Genomic DNA, 17,788 nt, shown 5'->3' on the forward strand with positions numbered 1-17,788 from the left:
GCTGTTCTCCTCGGTGTCCGGTGTGCGACAGAGCGCCACCGTAGGTACCGCGGGGGCGGATCGGACACCCCGTGACCCACGACACCCTCCGGATCGTCGAGGGTGACGTGGGCGACAGCAGCCCGGCGGGGCCCTTGGGAGGATGACGGGTGTGACGACGACGAGCGCTGAATCAGTGACGATCCCAGCCGACCTGCTGCCCGCCGACGGGCGCTTCGGCTGCGGCCCCTCGAAGGTGCGGCCCGAGCAGCTGCGCGCGGTGGCCGACGCGGCCGACGTCATGGGGACCTCGCACCGCCAGAAGCCGGTGCGCTCGCTGGTCGGGCGCGTGCGGGCGGGCCTGTCGGAGCTCTTCTCGCTGCCCGAGGGGTACGAGGTCGTCCTCGGCAACGGCGGGACCACGGCGTTCTGGGACGCGGCCGCCGTCGGGCTGATCCGCGAGCGGTCGCTGCACCTGACCTTCGGCGAGTTCTCCGCGAAGTTCGCCGGTGTGGCGACGGGCGCCCCGTTCCTCGCCGACCCGGTCGTCGTGTCCTCCGACCCGGGCACCGCGCCCGAGCCGCGCTCCGACGAGTCCGTCGACCTGATCGGCTGGGCCCACAACGAGACCTCGACCGGCGTCGCGCTGCCGGTCGCCCGCCCCGCGGGCAGCGACGGGAAGCTCGTGGCGATCGACGCGACCTCGGCCGCCGGCGGGCTGCCCGTCGACGTGTCGCAGTGCGACGTCTACTACTTCGCCCCGCAGAAGAACTTCGCCTCCGACGGCGGGCTGTGGATCGCGCTGATGTCGCCGGACGCGCTCGCCCGCGTCGACGAGATCGCCGCGACGGACCGCTGGATCCCGGAGTTCCTCTCGCTGCCGACCGCGATCGACAACTCGCGCAAGGACCAGACCTACAACACGCCCGCCGTCGCGACCCTGATCATGCTCGCCGACCAGATCGAGTGGATGAACGCCCAGGGCGGCCTGTCCTGGACCACCTCGCGGACCAAGGAGTCCTCGGACCGGCTGTACGCGTGGGCGGAGAAGACGCCCTACACGACGCCGTTCGTCGCCGAGCCCGCCCACCGCTCGCAGGTCGTCGGCACCGTCGACTTCACCGACGACGTGGACGCCGCGACCGTCGCGAAGGTGCTGCGCGCCCACGGCGTCGTCGACACCGAGCCCTACCGCAAGCTCGGCCGCAACCAGCTGCGGGTCGGCATGTTCCCCGCCGTCGACCCTGACGACGTCACCAAGCTCACCGAGTGCATCGACCACGTGGTGGGCGCGCTGTCGTGAGGGGCGGGCGGCGTCCCCGCACGGGTGGGCGCTCACGTGGGGTCAGCCACCTCCCGGCGCGCCTCCCTCTTCCGGGGTGGCCGCTCGCCTAGCGTCGTCGTGCGAGGCGGCGCGCCCGGGCAGGGCCGCGGCGCCGAGCAGCGCGGCGACGGGGAGGCCGACCATGCGAGAGCTCCGGGTGGTGGGCCTCGGCGAAGAGACGTCGACGGTGGTCCTCGAGGACCCGATCCGTCACGAGCGCTTCGTCGTGCCCTCCGACGAGCGGCTGCGGGCCGCGGCGAGGGGCGACGTGCGCCGGCTGGGCCAGATGGAGATCGCGACGACGAGCCCGCTGCGCCCGCGCGACATCCAGGCGCGGATCCGGGCCGGGGAGTCGGTCGCCGACGTGGCCGCCGGGGCGGGGGTCCCGGCGGCCCACGTCGAGCGGTTCGCCTACCCGGTGCTGCTCGAGCGGTCCCGGGTGGCCGAGATGGCCGGGCGGGGCCACCCGCTCGGCGAGGGCGGCGCGCCCGACCCCCGCTCGCTCCTCGAGATCCTCACGGTGACCTTCGCCGGCCGCGGACAGGACCTCGGCGACGGCTCCTGGGACGCCTGGAAGGGCGAGGACGGCGCCTGGATCGTGTCGCTCGCGTGGCGCACGGGCCACTCCGACCACCTCGCGCACTGGACCTTCACGCCCGGGTCGTCGGGTGGTGCCGTCGCCCCGCGCGACGAGCCGGCGCGCGAACTGCTGGGCCTCGAGCCGGCCTCCGGCCCGCGGCGGGCCGACGGCTCGGCCGCCCGCCCCGCCGCGCCCGACGAGGCGCCGGCGGCCCCGGAGGAGGACGAGGAGCTCGGCCAGGGCGCACTGGCGGTCGGCGGCGGCACCGCGCGGCCCCGGTCGGGCGGCGCGCGGTCGGGCGGCGCCCCGCGGGGCGGCCGCGGCGCGCACACGGTCCCGGACCCACGCACGCCCGACCAGCACGCCTCCGGCGACCGCGCCGGGGCCGCCCGGGACAGCGACCGGCCCGCCGGCGCCGAGAAGCGTCCGGACAAGCGGCCGACCGAGCCGCGCCGCACCGAGGCACGGGCGCCGGAGCGGCGGGCCCGCGACACCGGACGCGCCACGGCCCCGCGGCACCGCGGCGAAGCGACCCGCCCGGAGCCCACGCGGCCGGAGTCGTCCCGCTCCGAGTCGTCCCGCTCCGAATCGTCCCGCTCCGAATCGTCGCGCTCCGAGTCCGCGCGCCCCGACCCCGGCCGCGACGACGGCGGCGGGGACGACCCGGACCGCGCCCGGACCAAGGGCCGCGGCCGCAACCACCCGATCGTCCCGTCCTGGGAGGACGTCCTGCTCGGGGTGCGCTCGCCCCGCTCCTGAGCGCCGCACCGCCTGAGCGAACGGCGCCTTCCTGGCGTCACACGCGAGGAATGTGCCATTGCTGCCAGGTGGCGAGCCCGGCCGCGATGGGTGAACGGCGCCGTCCTCGCGTCCGACGCCAGGAATGTGCCATTGCTGCCACGGACCGGCCGGCGCCTACCCCGCCGGCACCCCCCGCACGGCCACCACGAGCAGCGGCAGCACCGCCACGCCCATCCCGGCGAAGGCGCCCCACACCGCCCACCGCCACGTCGGCACCCGGCGGTTCAGCCACAGGGCGGGCACCAGCCCGGCGACCACCACGAGGTCGATCAGCAGGCCCACGAGGCCCAGGCCGGCCACCATCGGCAGCGCCAGCGTGAGGTTCAGCAGGAGCACCAGGCCCGCGACGAGGGCGGCCAGCGTCAGGCCCGTCGCCCACGGCGTGGGCTCGCCGAAGACGGTGGAGGCCCGCCCGCGCCCACGCCGCCCCCGGCGGGGCAGCGTGACCTCCGGCACCCGGGTGACCGCGCTGACCGCCCGCAGCGGGATGCGGAACCCGGTGACCGGGTCGCAGTAGTCCACGGAGCGCCCCAGGGCCACCGAGACCCGCGCCGCGAGGTGCCGGCCGGTGCGGCTCACCCGCACCGCCTCGCCCGCGCGCGGTCCGGCCCCCGAGCGCGCGACGGCCTCCGCCGCGCGGGCCCACTCGTCGAGCAGCTCGACGAGCTCCACCGGCAGGTCGGCGCCGGGCGCGTAGGCACCCCAGCCGACGTCGGCCCCGTCGTCGTGCCCCACGGCGTGGCCGCCGACCAGCGCCCGCCCCCGCTGCGCCGCGACCTCGAGGACCGTCACGGGGCCCCACCGGGGCCGACGGCGTGGAAGGCGACGGCGGCCGCCGTCGCGACGTTGAGCGAGTCCACCCCCGGGGCCATCGGGATGCCGACGCGGTGGTGGGCGAGCGCGAGGGCCTCGTCGGTCAGGCCGGGCCCCTCGGCGCCGAGCAGCAGGGCCACCCGCGGCGTGCCCGCGAGCGCCTGCGGGGGCGCCTCCCCGGCGGGGGTGAGGGCCGCGAGCACGAACCCGGCCCGCCGCAGCGCGCCGACGAGCGCGGGCCACGTGCCGCCCGCGAACGGCACGCGCAGCACGTGCCCCATCGACACGCGCACGCTGCGCCGGTAGAGCGGGTCGGCGCACCCCGGAGCGAGCAGGACCGCGTCGACGCCGAGCGCGGCCGCGTTGCGGAAGAGCGCGCCCAGGTTCTCGTGGTCGTTGACGGCCTCGAGGACCGCCACCCGGCGGGCGTGCGCGAGCAGGGGGTCGAGGTCGGGGGCCGGGGTCCGGTCGGCGCTGGCGAGGACCCCGCGGTTGAGGTGGAAGCCGACGACCGACGCCATGGTCCCGGCGTCGGTGACGAACGCCGGGACGTCGAGGCCCGCGAGCTCACCGGCGAGCTCGTCGATGCGCCGGGCGACGCCGAGGAGGGCCCGCGGCGGGTAGGGGGAGTCGAGCAGGCGCCGCACCACGACGGTGCCCTCGGCCAGGACGAGCCCGCGGCCGCCGGGCCGGTCCGGGCGGCGGTCGGCGCGCGCGAGGTCGCGGAAGTCCTCCAGGCGGGCCCGGTCGGCTCCCCCGGCGGCCGGCCCGGCCAGCTCGACGATCCGCACCACGCTCCGCATCGTTCCAGACCCGATCCCGCCGGCCGGGCGACACCGGGACGTGCGGGTCGACGACGACGGGTGTGCCGGGGGCGCGCGGGGGGCATGCCCTGCGGACGAGCACCGCCGGGGCGCGGTGCGCGGGGTGTGCGACGGCGACCCGGCAGCGTCGGGCCCTGACGACACGGGCACCGGCTGCCAGGATGGGGTCGCGGAGCCCGACCGACGGACGGGTGCAGCCGCGGGGCACGGGAGGACAGACGTGAGCGAGATGCGGGTGGTCGGCGTTCTGGCCGTCGACGACGCGGCAACGCAACCGGCGTCGGAGACGAACCGGCACCCCGTGGTGCTCCTGCAGGAGACCCAGGGCAAGCGCTGCCTGCAGATCTGGATCGGGCTGGCCGAGGCCGAGGCCATCGCGCTGGAGCAGCAGGGCCGCCTCCCGGAGCGCCCCCTGACCCACGTCCTCATCGCGGACGTCGTGTCCGCCCTCGGGCGGACCCTCGAGCGCATCGAGATCACCGAGGTGCGCGGCGGCACGTTCTACGCCGACCTGGTCTTCGACCGGGGCCTGCGGGTGTCGGCGCGGCCCAGCGACTCGATCGCGATCGCGCTGCACGTCGACGTGCCGATCCACGCGACCGAGGCGGTCCTCGCCGAGGCCGGGGTCCTGGTCGACGACGACGAGTCGGGCGAGGAGGGCTCGGCGAGCGTGCCCGACGAGGAGGAGGTCGACCGGTTCCGGGCGTTCCTCGACAACGTCTCGCCGGAGGACTTCGGCCGGGGCGCCTGACCCGGCCCGCGACGGTTCCGACGCCCGTCACGTGCGACCACTGCGTCTGCACATGCGCCCAGCGGTCGGCTTGATCAACTGGCTCCGCTGAACGGACGCTATGACGAGGCGAACGGTCGTCGCCCCTGGTGTGTGACACACGGCTGTGTCACCGTGAACCAGGTCGTCGGGGGTAACTGAACGCGTCCCCGCCCTACGGCGTTCCGCCGTCAGGTGCGGGTCGAGGAGAGGGAGCCGGGCACTGATGGGTCCGACCGCCGTACCGACCAGCTCGGCGCACGTTCCGGACGATCCGTCGGGCCTGCGGCCCGAGGGCGGCGCGGCCTTCCTCGTCGGCAGCCCACCCTGTCCCCGCCGGAGCTCGGGGGGCGGGAACCGGCTCTGATGGGCCGGGTCGTCTCCCGCACCGACCTCTCCGCTCGCGAGCCGTACCGCACCAAGGTCCACCGCAACCTCGAGGCCCTGCGGCGGATGGTCGCGGAGGGCCGGTTCGCCGCCGACGAGCTGCGCACCGGGGTGGAGCTCGAGCTGGCCCTCGTCGACGAGGGCATGGAGCCGGCGATGCTCAACCACGCCGTGCTCGACCGCTCCGCCTCGGACCTGCTCACCACGGAGCTGGGCCGCTGGAACCTCGAGATCAACCTGCCGCCGCGCACGCTGCCCGGGACGGCCGCCTGCCGCCTCGAGGACGACGTCGTCTCCTCCATCGCGTGCGCGCGCCGCTCGGCGGCCGTCGTCGGGGCCACCCCGGTGACCATCGGCATCCTGCCCACCCTCGGCGCCGAGCACCTCGCCTCCGACAAGCTCACCGACGACCCCCGCTACGACCTGCTCAACCGGCAGATGGTCGACGCGCGCGGGGAGCCGTTCCGGCTCGACATCGCCGCCCCGAGCGGCTCGCGTGACGAGCGCCTCGTCCTCGACGTCGACTCCATCGCCCCCGAGGCGGCCTGCACCTCGCTGCAGCTGCACCTGCAGCTCACCCCGGAGACGTTCCCGGCGCACTGGAACGCCGCGCAGGCGATCGCGGGGGCGCAGGTGGCGCTCGCCGCGAACTCGCCGTTCCTGCTCGGCCACCGGCTCTGGGCCGAGACCCGGGTGCCGCTGTTCGAGCAGGCCGTCGACGTGCGCCCCGTGGAGCTGCGCAACCAGGGCGTCCGCCCGCGGGTGTGGTTCGGCGACCGGTGGGCGTCCTCGGTCACCGACCTGTTCGAGGAGAACGTCCGCTACTTCCCGGCCCTGCTGCCGATGGTCGACGAGGAGGATCCCCTCGCCGAGCTCGAGGCCGGGTCGGCCCCGCAGCTGCACGAGCTGCGGCTGCACTCCGGCACGGTCTGGCGCTGGAACCGTCCGGTGTACGACGTGGCCGACGGCGTGGCGCACCTCCGCCTGGAGAACCGCGTGCTCCCCGCCGGCCCGAGCGCGATCGACGCCGTCGCCAACGCGCTCTTCTTCTACGGCCTGGTCCGCGCGCTCGTCACCCTCGAGCACCCGCCCTGGCGCTCGATGACCTTCGACGCCGCGTACGGCAACTTCGTGGCGGGGGCCCAGCACGGGATGGACGCCCAGCTCTTCTGGCCGGGGATGGGCACCGTCGGGGTCGACCGGCTCGTGCTCGACCGGCTCCTCCCCCTCGCCCGCGAGGGCCTGCGGGCGTGGGACGTCGAGCCGTCGGTCGCCGAGCGCTACCTCTCGGTCATCGAGGCCCGGTGCCGCACCGGGTGCACCGGCGCGTCGTGGCAGACCCAGACCGTGGCGGCCCTGGAGAAGGACGGCTGCCCCCGGCCGGTCGCGCTGCGCCGGATGCTGGACCGCTACATCTCCCACATGGCCGGCAACCAGCCGGTGCACTCGTGGCCGGTGACCTCGGACGCCGCGGGGGTGACCGCCGTCGGGGCGTGACCGACGCCCACCGGCCGGGAGGTCGGGCGGGAAGGGTCAGGCGGCGGCCGCGGGCGCGCGGCGGCGCGCCTGCCACGCGAGCAGGCCACCGGCCACGGCGACCGTCGCCGCGGTGGCGATGCCCCCGATGACCAGCGGGGCACGCCCGCCGAGGACCTCCGCGAGCCAGCCCAGCACCGGCCCGCCGAGCGGGGTCCCGCCGAGCAGCACGAGCATGTAGATGCCCATGACGCGCCCGCGCATGTTCTCGCCGACGCCGAGCTGCACGGCCGCGTTGGCCGCCGTCGTGAACACCAGCTGCCCCAGGCCCGTCGGCACGAGCAGGATCGCGGTGAGCAGGTAGGTCGGCATGAGGCCGGTGAAGAGCTCGGCCACGCCGAAGAACAGCCCCGCGAGCAGGACCGTCCGCAGCCGCGGCCGCCCGACCCGGCGCGCCGCCACGAAGGTCCCGGCCAGGCAGCCCACCGCGAGCGCGGAGGTGAGCAGCCCGTAGGACTCGGCGCCGCGCCCGAAGACGCTGCGCGCGGTGATGGCGAGCGTCATGAAGAAGTTGATGCCGAAGGTGGACACGAAGAAGACCACTGTGAGCAGCAGGATGAGGTCGGGGCGGTGGCGGACCTCGCGCAGGCCCTCGAGCACGGCGCCGAGCGCCCGCCCGGGGCGCTTCTCGTAGGCGAACATGTCGGCCGGGCGCATGAGCGCGAGCCCGGTCAGGACCGCCACGAACGTCGCGGCGTTGACCAGGAACACCCAGCCGGTGCCGATCGCCGCGATCATCAGCCCGGCGACGGCGGGCCCGACGATGCGGGCGGTGTTGAACGTCATCGAGTTCAGCGCCACGGCGTTGGTGAGCGCGCCCGGCCCCACCATCTCGCCGGCGAAGGACTGCCGCACCGGGGCGTCGACGGCCGAGAAGCAGCCGTTGAGGAAGCACAGCACGTAGACGATCGCGAGCGTCGCGGTGCCGGTGACGTCGAGCAGGCCGAGGGTGAGCGCGCAGAGGCCCATCCCGATCTGCACCACGATGAGCAGGCGGCGCTTGTCGTAGCGGTCGGCGAAGGCGCCGCCGAAGAGCGAGAGCAGCAGGGTCGGCCCGAACTGCAGGGCCGCCGCCACGCCGAGCGCGACCGGGCTGCCGCCGGAGAGGTTGAGGACCAGCCAGTCCTGCGCCACCCGCTGCATCCAGGTGCCCACGAGGGACACGACCTGCCCGGCGGCGAAGAGCCGGTAGTTGCGGATGCGCAACGAGGCGAACATCGCGGTCCCGACGGTCACCTCGTCCTCACATGAATTGAGCTTACCCAACTATCTCCCGGGAGGGTCGGCCACGGCGGGGCGCGACCCGCGCCGCCGCCGGGCACCCGCGTCACCTCACGGCTTGGTGTCCTCGAGCGCGAACCCGACCTTGAGCGTGACCTGGTAGTGGCCGATCTCGCCGTTCTCCACGTGCCCGCGGATCTCGGAGACCTCGAACCACCCGATCTGGCGCAGCGTCGCGGCGGCCCGCTTGATGGCTCCCTGGATCGCGTCGTCCACGCTGGTCTCGGACGTGCCGACGATCTCGGTCTTCCGGTAGATGTTGTCCGCCACTGGGCCTCCTCGCTCCGGTGCGCACGCGGCTGCGTGCTCCTGCCGAACCGGTACCCGTTGGCCCCCGGACATCCACACGGGCACCGTGACGACGACCGCCGTCACACGGGCGCGGCGCTGCCGTCCCGAGCCGGGAAGGAGGAACCGTGCCGGAATCCGTCGACGACGAGGCGTCCCCGCGGCGCCCCGATCCCGCCCAGGGGTTCCCGCGGCCGCTCTGGCGCGCCCTCGACCGCATCCCGGTCCCGCCGCCGTTCAGTGCACGGACCTGGCGCAGCCCGCTGCGGGGCCCGTGGCTGACCTCGGTGTTCGGCGCCGTGCTGCTCGTGGGCATGACCGTCGTCATCGTCACCGGGCTGATGTCCTTCGACACCTACGCGCCCTGGTTCGGGCAGGCGGCCCCGGCCGACGTCGGGCCGTTCCACCTCCCCTACTACGACCAGCCGACCTCGCCGTCGTGGCTCTACCGCCTCACGCAGGGGCTGCACGTCGGCGGCGGGCTGGTGCTGGTCCCGGTGGTGCTGGCGAAGTTGTGGTCGGTGGTGCCCAAGCTGTTCGCCTGGCCGCCGGTGCGCTCGCTCGCCCAGCTGCTCGAGCGCGTCTCGCTGCTCGCCCTGGTGGGCGGGGTGCTGTTCGAGATGGTCACCGGCGTCATGAACATCCAGTACGACTACGGGTTCGGCTTCAGCTTCTACACCGGGCACTACTGGGGCGCCTGGGTGTTCATCGCGGGCTTCGTCGTGCACGTACTGCTGAAGTTCCCGACGATGCTGCGGGCGCTGCGCGCGGGAGCCGTCGGGCGGTGGCTGCACGACTCGGCGGCGCAGACCCGGCCCGAGACCGACGACCACGGCACCGGCCTGGTCGCGGTCGCGCCGTCGCCGCCGTCGATGAGCCGCCGGACGCTGGTCGCGGTGGTGGCGGGCGGGTCCGGGCTCATGGCGCTGCACGCCGTCGGGAACACCGTCGACGCCCTGCGGCCGCTGGCGTTCCTCTCACCCCGCGGGCAGTCGTACGGCAGCCCGGACGGTGTCGTGGGCCCCACCGACTTCCAGGTCAACCGGACGGCCTTCGGCGCCGGCATCCGTCCCGACATCGCGGACTCCTGGGCGTTGCGGCTCTCCGGCGGCCGGGCGCCCGTGGTGCTCACCCGGGCCGACCTCGAGGCGATGGGACTGGCGACGGAGACGCTGCCGATCGCGTGCGTGGAGGGCTGGTCGACCACACGGACCTGGACCGGGGTGCGGCTGCGCGACCTCGCGGCGCGGGCGGGGGTCCCCTCGCCGTCGACGGCGGTGGTGCAGTCGCTGGAGGCCGCCGGGCCGTTCGCGCGGGTGGTGCTGCAGGGCTCGCAGGTCCTCGCGCCGCGGTCGCTGCTCGCGCTGCGCGTCGGCGGGGCGGACCTCTCGCTCGACCACGGCTTCCCGGCGCGCGTGATCGTCCCGGCGCTGCCGGGCGTGCACAACACCAAGTGGGTCGGCGCGATCGAGTTCCGGCGATGACGCGGGCCTGGCGGGCGTTCACCCGCTCCTACGGCGCGAACCCGCTGCACCTGCTCGCGCTGCTGGGGTCGTTCGCGCTGGTCGGCGGGGTGCTCTACCACGTCGTGGACGACCCGGACGCCGAGCTCATCGGGATCTGGTTCCTCGGCGCGGTGATCGCGCACGACCTCGTGCTCTACCCGCTCTACGCGCTGGCCGACCGGGGCCTCGCCGCCGGCCGGTGGGCCCGGCGCCGGGTGACCGGGCGGCCGCCGCGGGTGCCGGGCACCAACCACGTCCGGATCCCGGCCATGGGCTCGTTGCTGCTGCTCGGCGTGTTCTGGCCGACCGTCGGCGGGGCCGCCGAGCCCGTGCTCCGCTTCGCCGCGGGGCTGGACACCGCCCCGTTCCTCGACCGTTGGCTGCTCGCGACGGCGGCGCTCTTCCTCGGCTCGGCCGTGGTCTACGCGGTCCGGCTGGGCCGGGCGGCGCGCCGGCCCGTGGGCACGGACCCGCCACCCGGGACGGATCCGCACCCACGCACCGAGGGCTCCTAGGCCTGCGCCAGCTCGCGCTCCGGCAGCGCCGCCTCCATCTCGCGCACGAGCGGCAGGACCTCGCGACCGAACTGCTCGATGTCCTCCTTGACGTGCAGGAAGCACAGCAGGGAGAGGTCGACGCCGAGCTTCTTGTACTCGATCAGCCGCTCGGCGATCTGCTCCGGCGTGCCGATCAGCTTGGTCTTGAAGCCGTCGTTGTACTGGACGAGGTCCTCCCACGAGGACTCCGCCCACATGCCCTTGCCGTCGGACGCCGAGGCGCCGGCCTGCTGGACGGCCTGGCGGAAGCCCTCGACCTGCTCGACGTTCGCCTTGTCGACGATCTCGCGCAGGACGTCCTGGGCCTCCTTCTCGGTGTCACGGATGATCATGAAGCCGTTCAGGCCGAACTTCACCGAGCGGTCGTTCTCCTTGGCCGACGCGTTGACGTCGGCCAGCTGCTCGACGACGCCGTCGTAGTCCTTGCCGTTGGAGAAGTAGAAGTCCGACACCCGGCCGGCCATCTGCCGGGCCGCGGTCGAGTTGCCGCCCTGAAAGATCTCCGGGTGGGGGCGCTCCGGGGTGTTCAGCGGCTTGGGCTTCAGCGTGTAGTCGTGGAAGCGGTAGAAGTCGCCGAGGAACGTGAAGTCGTCGGACTCCCAGATCCCCTTCAGGCACCGGATGAACTCCTCGGTGCGCCGGTAGCGCTCGTCGTGCTCGAGCCACGGCTCGCCGAAGGCCTGGAACTCGCCCTTGAACCAGCCGGAGACGACGTTCGTCGCGAACCGGCCGTTCGTGAGGTGGTCGGCGGTGGCGCCGAAGTTGGCGAACACCCCGGGGTGCCACATGCCGGGGTGCACCGCGGCCATGACCTTGAGCCGCTCGGTCGCCATCATGATCGCGAGGGAGAGCGACGTGGACTCGTGCTGGTACTCGGCCGAGTAGCTCGCCATGTACCGAACCTGCGACAAGGCGTACTCGAAGCCGTTGTTCTCGGCCGCGATCGCGGTCTCGCGGTTGTAGTCCCAGTTCCAGTCGGTGCGCTGCTCGATGCCGCTGGTCACCAGGCCCCCGGAGACGTTGGGGACCCAGTAGGCGAACTTCAGGGGGTCGGAGGGGGTGCCGACGGACACGGTGGGGCCTCCTCGAGGCAGGGGTGGGCCGCGCCCGGCGGACAGGCCGGGGCGGAGCGGGCTGGCGGAGTGGGGGCGTGGGTCAGGGCCGACACGCCTGGGTCGCGAGACGTCCGAAGTCGACGTGCCTGCGGCGCGTCAGCGGAATCCCGGCGAAACCCATCGGGCGCAACCGTTGTGGGCGCCCCCGCGCGTGTCAACCGGTGCGCCGGTCCGCTCACACCCGGGTTTGGGCGGCTCGGGGCTCATCCCCCGAGCGCGGCCCGCAGCGGCCCGACCGCGAAGTACGCGAGGAACGCGACCGCGACGACCCACATCAGGGGGTGGATCGTGCGCGCCCGCCCGGTCGCCGAGTGCAGCACCACCCAGGTGATGAACCCGGCCCCGATCCCGTTGGCGATCGAGTACGTGAACGGCATGACGACGACGGTCAGGAACACCGGCAGCGCGACCGGGAAGTCCGACCACTCGATCTCCGAGATGCCGCCCATCATCAGCGCACCGACGACGACGAGCGCCGGCGCGGCCGCCTCGACCGGCACCACCTGGTAGAGCGGCGTGAAGAACATCGCGGCCAGGAACAGGACGCCGGTGACGACGTTCGCGAGCCCGGTGCGCGCGCCCGAGGCGATCCCCGACGCCGACTCGACGAAGACCGTGTTCGAGCTCGACGACGCCGCGCCCCCGGCCACCGCGCCGACGCCCTCGACCACCAGCGCCCGCCCGATGTTCGGCAGCCGGCTGCGCTCGTCGAGCAGGCCCGCCTGCCGCCCGAGCCCGGTCATCGTGCCCATCGCGTCGAAGAAATTGGCGAGCACGAGGGTGAACACCAGCAGCGTCACCGCGATCGCGGGGAGCCGGGTGAAGGCGCCGAACGAGACGTCGCCGACCAGGGAGAGGTCGGGCAGCGACACGATCGACGACGGCAGGCCCGGGTAGCCGAGGTCCCAGCCGCGCGGGTTGGTCCCGTTCGACGGCCCGGCGTGCACGATCGCCTCGACGACGACCGCGATCACCGTGGTCGCGACGACGCCGATGAGGATGCCGGCCCGCGTCCCGCGGGCGACGAGGACGCCGGTGATCAGCAGGCCGACGCAGAACACCGCGGTCGGCCAGCTCGCGATCGAGCCGTCGATGCCCAGCCCCACCGGCACCGTCGTGTTCGCCGCGTCGGGGATGCGGCGCACGAACCCGGCGTCGACGAGCCCGATGAGCGCGATGAACGCCCCGATCCCCGCCGCGATCGCGATCTTGAGCGGGTCCGGGATCGCGGCGAAGACCGCGGTCCGGAACCCGGTGAGCCCGAGCACCACGATGATCAGACCCTCGACGACGACGAGGCCCATCGCCTCCGGCCAGCTCATCTGCGGGGCGAGCGTGACCGCGACCAGGGTGTTGATGCCCAGGCCGGTGGCCAGCGCGAAGGGGAAGTTCGCGACGAGCCCGAAGAGGATCGTCATCACCCCGGCGACCAGCGCGGTGACGGCCGCGACCTGCGGCACCGACAGCGTCGCCCCGAGCACGTCGCGCTTGGCCGCCGGGCCCGCGCCGTCCATGCTGCCGAGGATCAGCGGGTTGAGCACGACGATGTAGGCCATCGTCACGAACGTGACGACGCCGCCGCGCACCTCGCTGCCCACGGTGGTGCCGCGCTCGTCGAGTCGGAAGAATCGCCGGAACACGGCGCGGAGGGTAGGGATGCGACGCTCCGCGCGCGCGGTGGGCGGGATCGTTAGGGTCCCGGCGTGTCCCTCCCCGACCCCGACGACGGGTGGCAGCCGCCGCCGCTGCCCCGCCGGCTCACCGACGCGGTGCCGGTGATCCTCACCGGCTCGGCGGTGTGGCTCGTGGCGCTCGTCGTGCTCGGCGTGCTCGCGCTGACCGGAACGCGGCCGGCGGACGTGTGGCTCTGGGCCTGCGTGGTCGGTGTCGGGCTCGGCGCGCTCGGCCTGGGGGTCCTCGCGCTGCAACGCCGGGCCGTCGCCCGGGGCGCCCGTGGCGCCCAGAAGCTTTAGGGGGCCCGGAAGCTCTGGGGAGCCAGCGCCCAGGCGGCCAGCAGGCCGCGCACCGGGTCGTCGGTGTGCACCCCGGCGTCGTCCACCCACACCCCGGGGAAGACCACGCGGGGCGGGGCGGTGCGGTCGTCGTCGGCCACCGCCACCCGGAGGCGCTCGTGCACCACGACCTGCCCCGCCGGCAGCGCCCGCCCGACCGCGGCCGCCCAGGCCGCGGCGGCGGGCAGGTCGGCCCACGCGGTCACGACACCGGGTGAGCGGACCTCGCCGTGGTGCCCGGCGGCCGTCGTGGGCAGGTCGAGCAGGTCGGCGAGGGCCGGGGCGCCGCCCACGGCCACGGGGACCACGTCCTCGGGGTCCAGGGCGGCGAGCAGCCACGGCCGGTCGAGCACGGCGGGCGCGGCGCCGCGGTCGGGGTCGGCGTCCACCACGCGCCCGCGGGCCGTGCGCACCCGCGTCGGCGGCTCGACGTCGGCGACCACCACCCGGCGCGCGTCGACCGCCTCGGCGAGCGCGGTGTGCGCGGCGAGCACCCCCGCCGCCGGCACCGGGCGCGCGGGGTCGGCGAGCCGGGCGAGCAGGTCGGTGGCGTCCCGGGCGTCGGCCACCCGCAGGTCGGTGCGGACCCCGACCGCGGCCAGGAACCCCGCGTCGAGCGCCGCGGCGGGCGCCGGGTCGAAGAGCGCGGCGAGGGCGGCCGCGGCACCGGGGTCCTCGTCGGCGGTCTTCGGGAGGCCGGCGTCTTCGGGCAGCCGCCAGTGCCCGGGCTCGTGCCCGGCGAGGCGCCCGTGGTGCGCGAGCCACCACGCCGTGTACGGGACCGGTTCGCCGGGCAGGGCGACCAGCGCCGAGCGCACCGCCCGGTCGCCGGCCAGCAGCGTCCACGCGGCGTCCCACCGGTCGTCCGCGACGAGGTCGAGGTCCCGGACGGCGACCATCGCGCTCGGCGGCCCGGCCGGTTCGTCGTGCCCCGGGCCCCAGCCCGCGGCCGGGTCGACCTCCTCGGCCCACCACGTCTCCTCGTCGTCGAGGTCGTGGTCGGGACCGGCGGGCGAGTCGTCGCGGACCAGGCCGAACCCGTCGAGCACCCCGGCCGCCAGCACCGCGGCGCGCCCGTGCTCGGCGACGGCGGCCTCGGCGAGCACCCCGACCGGCGAGTCGTCGCCCAGCACCGCCCGCAGCGCCCCGTCGGGCAGCACCAGCTCGTCGGCGCGGCGGTGACCACCCTCGGCGTCGGGCAGCGCGAGCGCCCCCCACTCCGGGCCGGCCTCCTCCCCCACCTCGGCGAGCAGGCGCAGCACGAGCCGGGCGAGCCCGTCGACGTCGAGCCCGGCCTCGGCGTCGTCGACCGAGCGGGCCACGCCCTCGACGAGATCCGGTTCCGCGAGCAGGGTCGCGGCGTCGGCCCGCCGGGCGCCGAGGGTCTCCAGCAGCGGGTGCACCGCGGCCGGGTCGACGAGCCGGACCCCGGGGAGCGCGTCGGTGGCCACGGCGTCTCCGAGGTCGGGTTCGGGCAGCAGCGTCCCGCGGGGTCCCGGCACGAGCCGGCCGTCGGCGAGCGGCACCGGGAGCGCCGCGAGCTCCTCGCGTGCGGCCGCGACCGACGGGGTCGCGGCCAGCGCCTCGTAGAGCGCGTGCCACCACGACGGCGGGCGGCGCAGCCCGGCGAGCCGGTCGGCGAGCGCGGCGGGGCCGAGGCGGGTGACGCCCAGCGCGGCGAGCGCCGGCGCGTCCCGCGGCCCCCCGACGACGGCGGCCGCGAGGTCCCCCACCGCCCCGGCCAGCGCCGCGAGCAGGGCGTCGGCCGGGTCGGCGCCGGTGTCGAGGACGACGGCGTGCGCGGGGACGAGGTCGGGTCCCTCGACGGCGGGCAGCCACGGCTCCCGGCGCAGCGCCTCGGTGACCGCGTCGCGCAGGAGCGCGTCGACCTCGGAGGCGGGGAGCGCCGCGGCGGGGACCAGGGCGGTGCGCCTGTCCGGCGGCAGCGCCGCGACGAGGGCGGGGTAGGCCGCGGCGGCGGCGCGGAGCACGTGGGTACTCACGGCACCGGCGCGGACGCGCCGCCGGTCGGGGTCCAGGGGGACGGTGACGACGAGGCGCGCCGGCAGCGTCGTCGTCTCCTCGGTCGGGGTCGGCGCGTGCAGGACGTCGGCCCGGGCGGGTCCGGTGGGCCGGGCGGGTCCGGTGGGCTGGGCGGGGACGAGCCACAGCCCGGACCAGCGGGTGCGCGTCCGGTCCTCGACGGCGAGGCCGGGCCGCCCGTCGTCGTCGAGGATCTCCGGCGGCAGCTCGCCGCCGATCGGCAGCGTCGTCCAGGTCGCCGTGGTCCCGCCCGGCCCCCGCAGCGTGACGGTCGTCGTGCCGCCCGGGCCCGTCTCCGTCCCGCGCCGCACCGTCTCGCCGGCCACGTCCACGCCCGCCAGCCACGGCAGCGCGAGCAGCAGGTCGGGGGCGTCGGCGAGCGCCCGGTCGAGCAGCTCGCTGGCCGGTCGGTCCACCGCGACCCGCACCTCGGTGTCGACGCCGTCGGGCAGCGGGTCGGCCAGGTCGGCGGGGTCGGCCGGCCACACCAGCCGCAGCGCGGGGACCTCGCCGCCGCGGCGCGCCAGCTCCGCGGCGACCGGACCGCCGAGCGCCGTCACCGCCTCGCGGGTCCGCGGGCGGGAGAACGCGACCCCGGCCAGGCCGCCGTCGGCGTCCCGCGTGACGAGCCGGGGCGCGTCACCGAGGGCGAGCACCGCCGCGAACCCCACCCCGAAGCGCCCGACGGTGCCCCCGTCGCGCTTCGCGGAGGCGCGCAGCGAGGCGAGCGCGGCGACCCCGTCGGGGTCCAGCGGGGCGCCCCCGTTCCCGACCCGCAGCTCCGCCGTCCCGTCGGGCCCGGTCACCACCCGCAGCCGCAGGACGGTCGGGCGGCCGGCGCGGGCCGCGGCGTCGGCGGCGTTCTGGGCGAGCTCGACGAGCCACCGGTCGCGGTAGCCGCCGCGGGTCAGGTCCTCCTCGGCGTTCGCGTCCTCGCGGAACCGGGCGGGCGAGGCCGCCCAGGCGTCGAGGACCGCCTCGCGGATCACCGCGGTGCGGAACGGGTCCTGGGGCACGGTCGTCCCGTCCCGCGCGGCGTCGGGCGGCTCAGGACCCGTCGGGGTCCGCGCCCACCGCGACCGGCTCCGCCGGGGCGTCCATGTCCACGCCGTCGTCGTAGACGAGCTCCGCGACCGTGACGACCGACCCGGTGTCGATCTGCAGCTCGGAGTGCCCGCCGCACCCGTACTCGGCGTGCACCACGTGCCCGTCGGCCGGGACGTTGCCGTTGCCGCAGACGCCGAAGGCACCGCGCAGCGACCCGGCCAGCGAGAGGTAGAAGCCGCAGGTGCCGCAGTGCGCCGACGCGGCCCGGGCCATCTCGGCGGTGGGGCCGAAGTCGCCGTCGGACCAGCGGGCGGCCGCGTCGAACCGGCCCTCCGGGCTCATGACGCGGGGGCGCCCGAAGCCGAGCTCGTCGGCGACGCCGCGGACCTGCTCGGGGTCCTCGGCCTCGTCCACCGGGTCGACGTCGTCGTCGAGCGCGGCGTGGGCCGGGACGAGCCGGTCGTCGTCGGAGTCGACGGGCAGCAGGTCGCCCGGCGCGAGGTCCTCGGCGCGGACGCGCTCGTTCCACGGGACCCACTCGGGGGCGACGACGGCGCCCGCGCCCGGCAGCAGCGCGACCTCCCCGACGGTGACGGGGGCCTCCGGGTCCTCGTCCGCGGTCATCACGGTGACCGCCCACGTCCAGCCGCGGTAGCCGGGCTTGGCGGCCGCGAGGTAGTGGGTGGCCGCGGTGACGGGGGCGTCGCCCACGGCGTCCCCGCCGTCCTCGGCGTGGACGGTGAGCGCCTCGCCGACCTGGTCGGCCTCGCCGTCGGCGGCCTCGACCGCCGCGGCGCGCGCGACGTCCACCGCCGCGGCGAGGCGCGGCGGGACGGGCCGTTCGCTGTCGTGCTGCAGGTCGGGGCCGGTGGTGGGTTCGGCGAGGTCGTGCACGGGCCCGATTGTGCCGGACGCCGCGCGGTGCCC

General features: G+C 75.8%; 15 protein-coding genes. 7 read left to right on the forward strand and 8 right to left on the reverse strand.

Annotation, left to right across the window (positions count from 1 at the left end):
* Positions 1 to 142: 142 nt before the first annotated feature.
* Positions 143 to 1,282: a phosphoserine transaminase gene (serC, locus tag HH311_RS22075; protein ID WP_169185857.1), complete on the forward strand. Its 1,140-nt coding sequence runs from the start codon at positions 143 to 145 to the stop codon at positions 1,280 to 1,282.
* Between the two features lie 163 nt (positions 1,283 to 1,445).
* Positions 1,446 to 2,642, forward strand: coding sequence for a septation protein SepH (gene sepH, locus HH311_RS22080; RefSeq protein WP_169185858.1), 1,197 nt, complete (start codon positions 1,446 to 1,448; stop codon positions 2,640 to 2,642).
* 156 nt (positions 2,643 to 2,798) lie between these two features.
* Here the strand turns inward: sepH and HH311_RS33505 are convergent, their stop codons facing one another.
* Together HH311_RS33505 and HH311_RS22090 are read right to left on the reverse strand one after the other, a co-directional pair.
* Complete coding sequence (locus tag HH311_RS33505; protein ID WP_169185859.1) at positions 2,799 to 3,476, reverse strand: DUF2537 domain-containing protein; 678 nt, start codon at positions 3,474 to 3,476, stop codon at positions 2,799 to 2,801.
* Positions 3,473 to 4,300, reverse strand: coding sequence for an RNA methyltransferase (locus HH311_RS22090; protein WP_169185860.1), 828 nt, complete (start codon positions 4,298 to 4,300; stop codon positions 3,473 to 3,475). The genes HH311_RS33505 and HH311_RS22090 overlap by 4 nt, the downstream gene beginning before the upstream one ends.
* Positions 4,301 to 4,541: 241 nt before the next feature.
* Between HH311_RS22090 and HH311_RS22095 the strand changes: the two genes are divergently transcribed.
* Both HH311_RS22095 and HH311_RS22100 read left to right on the forward strand, forming a co-directional pair.
* Positions 4,542 to 5,072, forward strand: coding sequence for a bifunctional nuclease family protein (locus tag HH311_RS22095; protein ID WP_169185861.1), 531 nt, complete (start codon positions 4,542 to 4,544; stop codon positions 5,070 to 5,072).
* Between the two features lie 384 nt (positions 5,073 to 5,456).
* On the forward strand, positions 5,457 to 6,974 hold the full coding sequence (locus tag HH311_RS22100; RefSeq protein WP_169185862.1) for a glutamate--cysteine ligase: 1,518 nt from the start codon (positions 5,457 to 5,459) through the stop codon (positions 6,972 to 6,974).
* 36 nt (positions 6,975 to 7,010) lie between these two features.
* Here the strand turns inward: HH311_RS22100 and HH311_RS22105 are convergent, their stop codons facing one another.
* Both HH311_RS22105 and HH311_RS22110 read right to left on the reverse strand, forming a co-directional pair.
* A complete protein-coding gene (locus HH311_RS22105; protein WP_169185863.1) occupies positions 7,011 to 8,249 on the reverse strand; it encodes an MFS transporter in 1,239 nt (412 codons plus the stop codon).
* Between the two features lie 96 nt (positions 8,250 to 8,345).
* Positions 8,346 to 8,564 (reverse strand): dodecin, encoded by a 219-nt coding sequence (locus HH311_RS22110; protein WP_169185864.1) that lies wholly within the window; start codon positions 8,562 to 8,564, stop codon positions 8,346 to 8,348.
* A gap of 146 nt (positions 8,565 to 8,710) precedes the next feature.
* Between HH311_RS22110 and HH311_RS22115 the strand changes: the two genes are divergently transcribed.
* Both HH311_RS22115 and HH311_RS22120 read left to right on the forward strand, forming a co-directional pair.
* A complete protein-coding gene (locus HH311_RS22115; RefSeq protein ID WP_169185865.1) occupies positions 8,711 to 10,066 on the forward strand; it encodes a molybdopterin-dependent oxidoreductase in 1,356 nt (451 codons plus the stop codon).
* Positions 10,063 to 10,602 carry a hypothetical protein gene (locus HH311_RS22120; protein ID WP_169185866.1) on the forward strand — a complete coding sequence of 180 codons (540 nt, stop codon included), beginning with the start codon at positions 10,063 to 10,065 and terminating at the stop codon, positions 10,600 to 10,602. The genes HH311_RS22115 and HH311_RS22120 overlap by 4 nt, the downstream gene beginning before the upstream one ends.
* Here HH311_RS22120 and sfnG read toward each other — a convergent pair.
* Positions 10,599 to 11,717, reverse strand: a complete 1,119-nt coding sequence (gene sfnG, locus HH311_RS22125) for a dimethylsulfone monooxygenase SfnG (RefSeq protein WP_169185867.1) — start codon at positions 11,715 to 11,717, stop codon at positions 10,599 to 10,601. The genes HH311_RS22120 and sfnG overlap by 4 nt on opposite strands.
* Before the next feature lie 245 nt (positions 11,718 to 11,962).
* On the reverse strand, positions 11,963 to 13,399 hold the full coding sequence (locus tag HH311_RS22130) for an NCS2 family permease (protein ID WP_312030318.1): 1,437 nt from the start codon (positions 13,397 to 13,399) through the stop codon (positions 11,963 to 11,965).
* 63 nt (positions 13,400 to 13,462) lie between these two features.
* On the opposite strand from HH311_RS22130, the gene HH311_RS22135 reads away from it, so the two are divergent.
* Complete coding sequence (locus HH311_RS22135; RefSeq protein ID WP_169185969.1) at positions 13,463 to 13,732, forward strand: DUF2530 domain-containing protein; 270 nt, start codon at positions 13,463 to 13,465, stop codon at positions 13,730 to 13,732.
* On the opposite strand, the gene HH311_RS22140 is transcribed toward HH311_RS22135, so the two are convergent.
* Both HH311_RS22140 and HH311_RS22145 read right to left on the reverse strand, forming a co-directional pair.
* Entirely contained in the window at positions 13,729 to 16,830 is a 3,102-nt protein-coding gene (locus tag HH311_RS22140) for a sacsin N-terminal ATP-binding-like domain-containing protein (protein ID WP_169185868.1), read from the reverse strand. The genes HH311_RS22135 and HH311_RS22140 overlap by 4 nt on opposite strands.
* Positions 16,831 to 16,861: 31 nt before the next feature.
* The gene (locus HH311_RS22145) at positions 16,862 to 17,755 is read right to left on the reverse strand and encodes a DUF3027 domain-containing protein (RefSeq protein WP_312030319.1); all 894 of its coding nucleotides are present in this window, start codon (positions 17,753 to 17,755) and stop codon (positions 16,862 to 16,864) included.
* Positions 17,756 to 17,788 lie beyond the last annotated feature (33 nt).

This window comes from Actinomycetospora sp. TBRC 11914 (assembly GCF_012933465.1).
Classification (GTDB): Bacteria; Actinomycetota; Actinomycetes; order Mycobacteriales; family Pseudonocardiaceae; genus Actinomycetospora.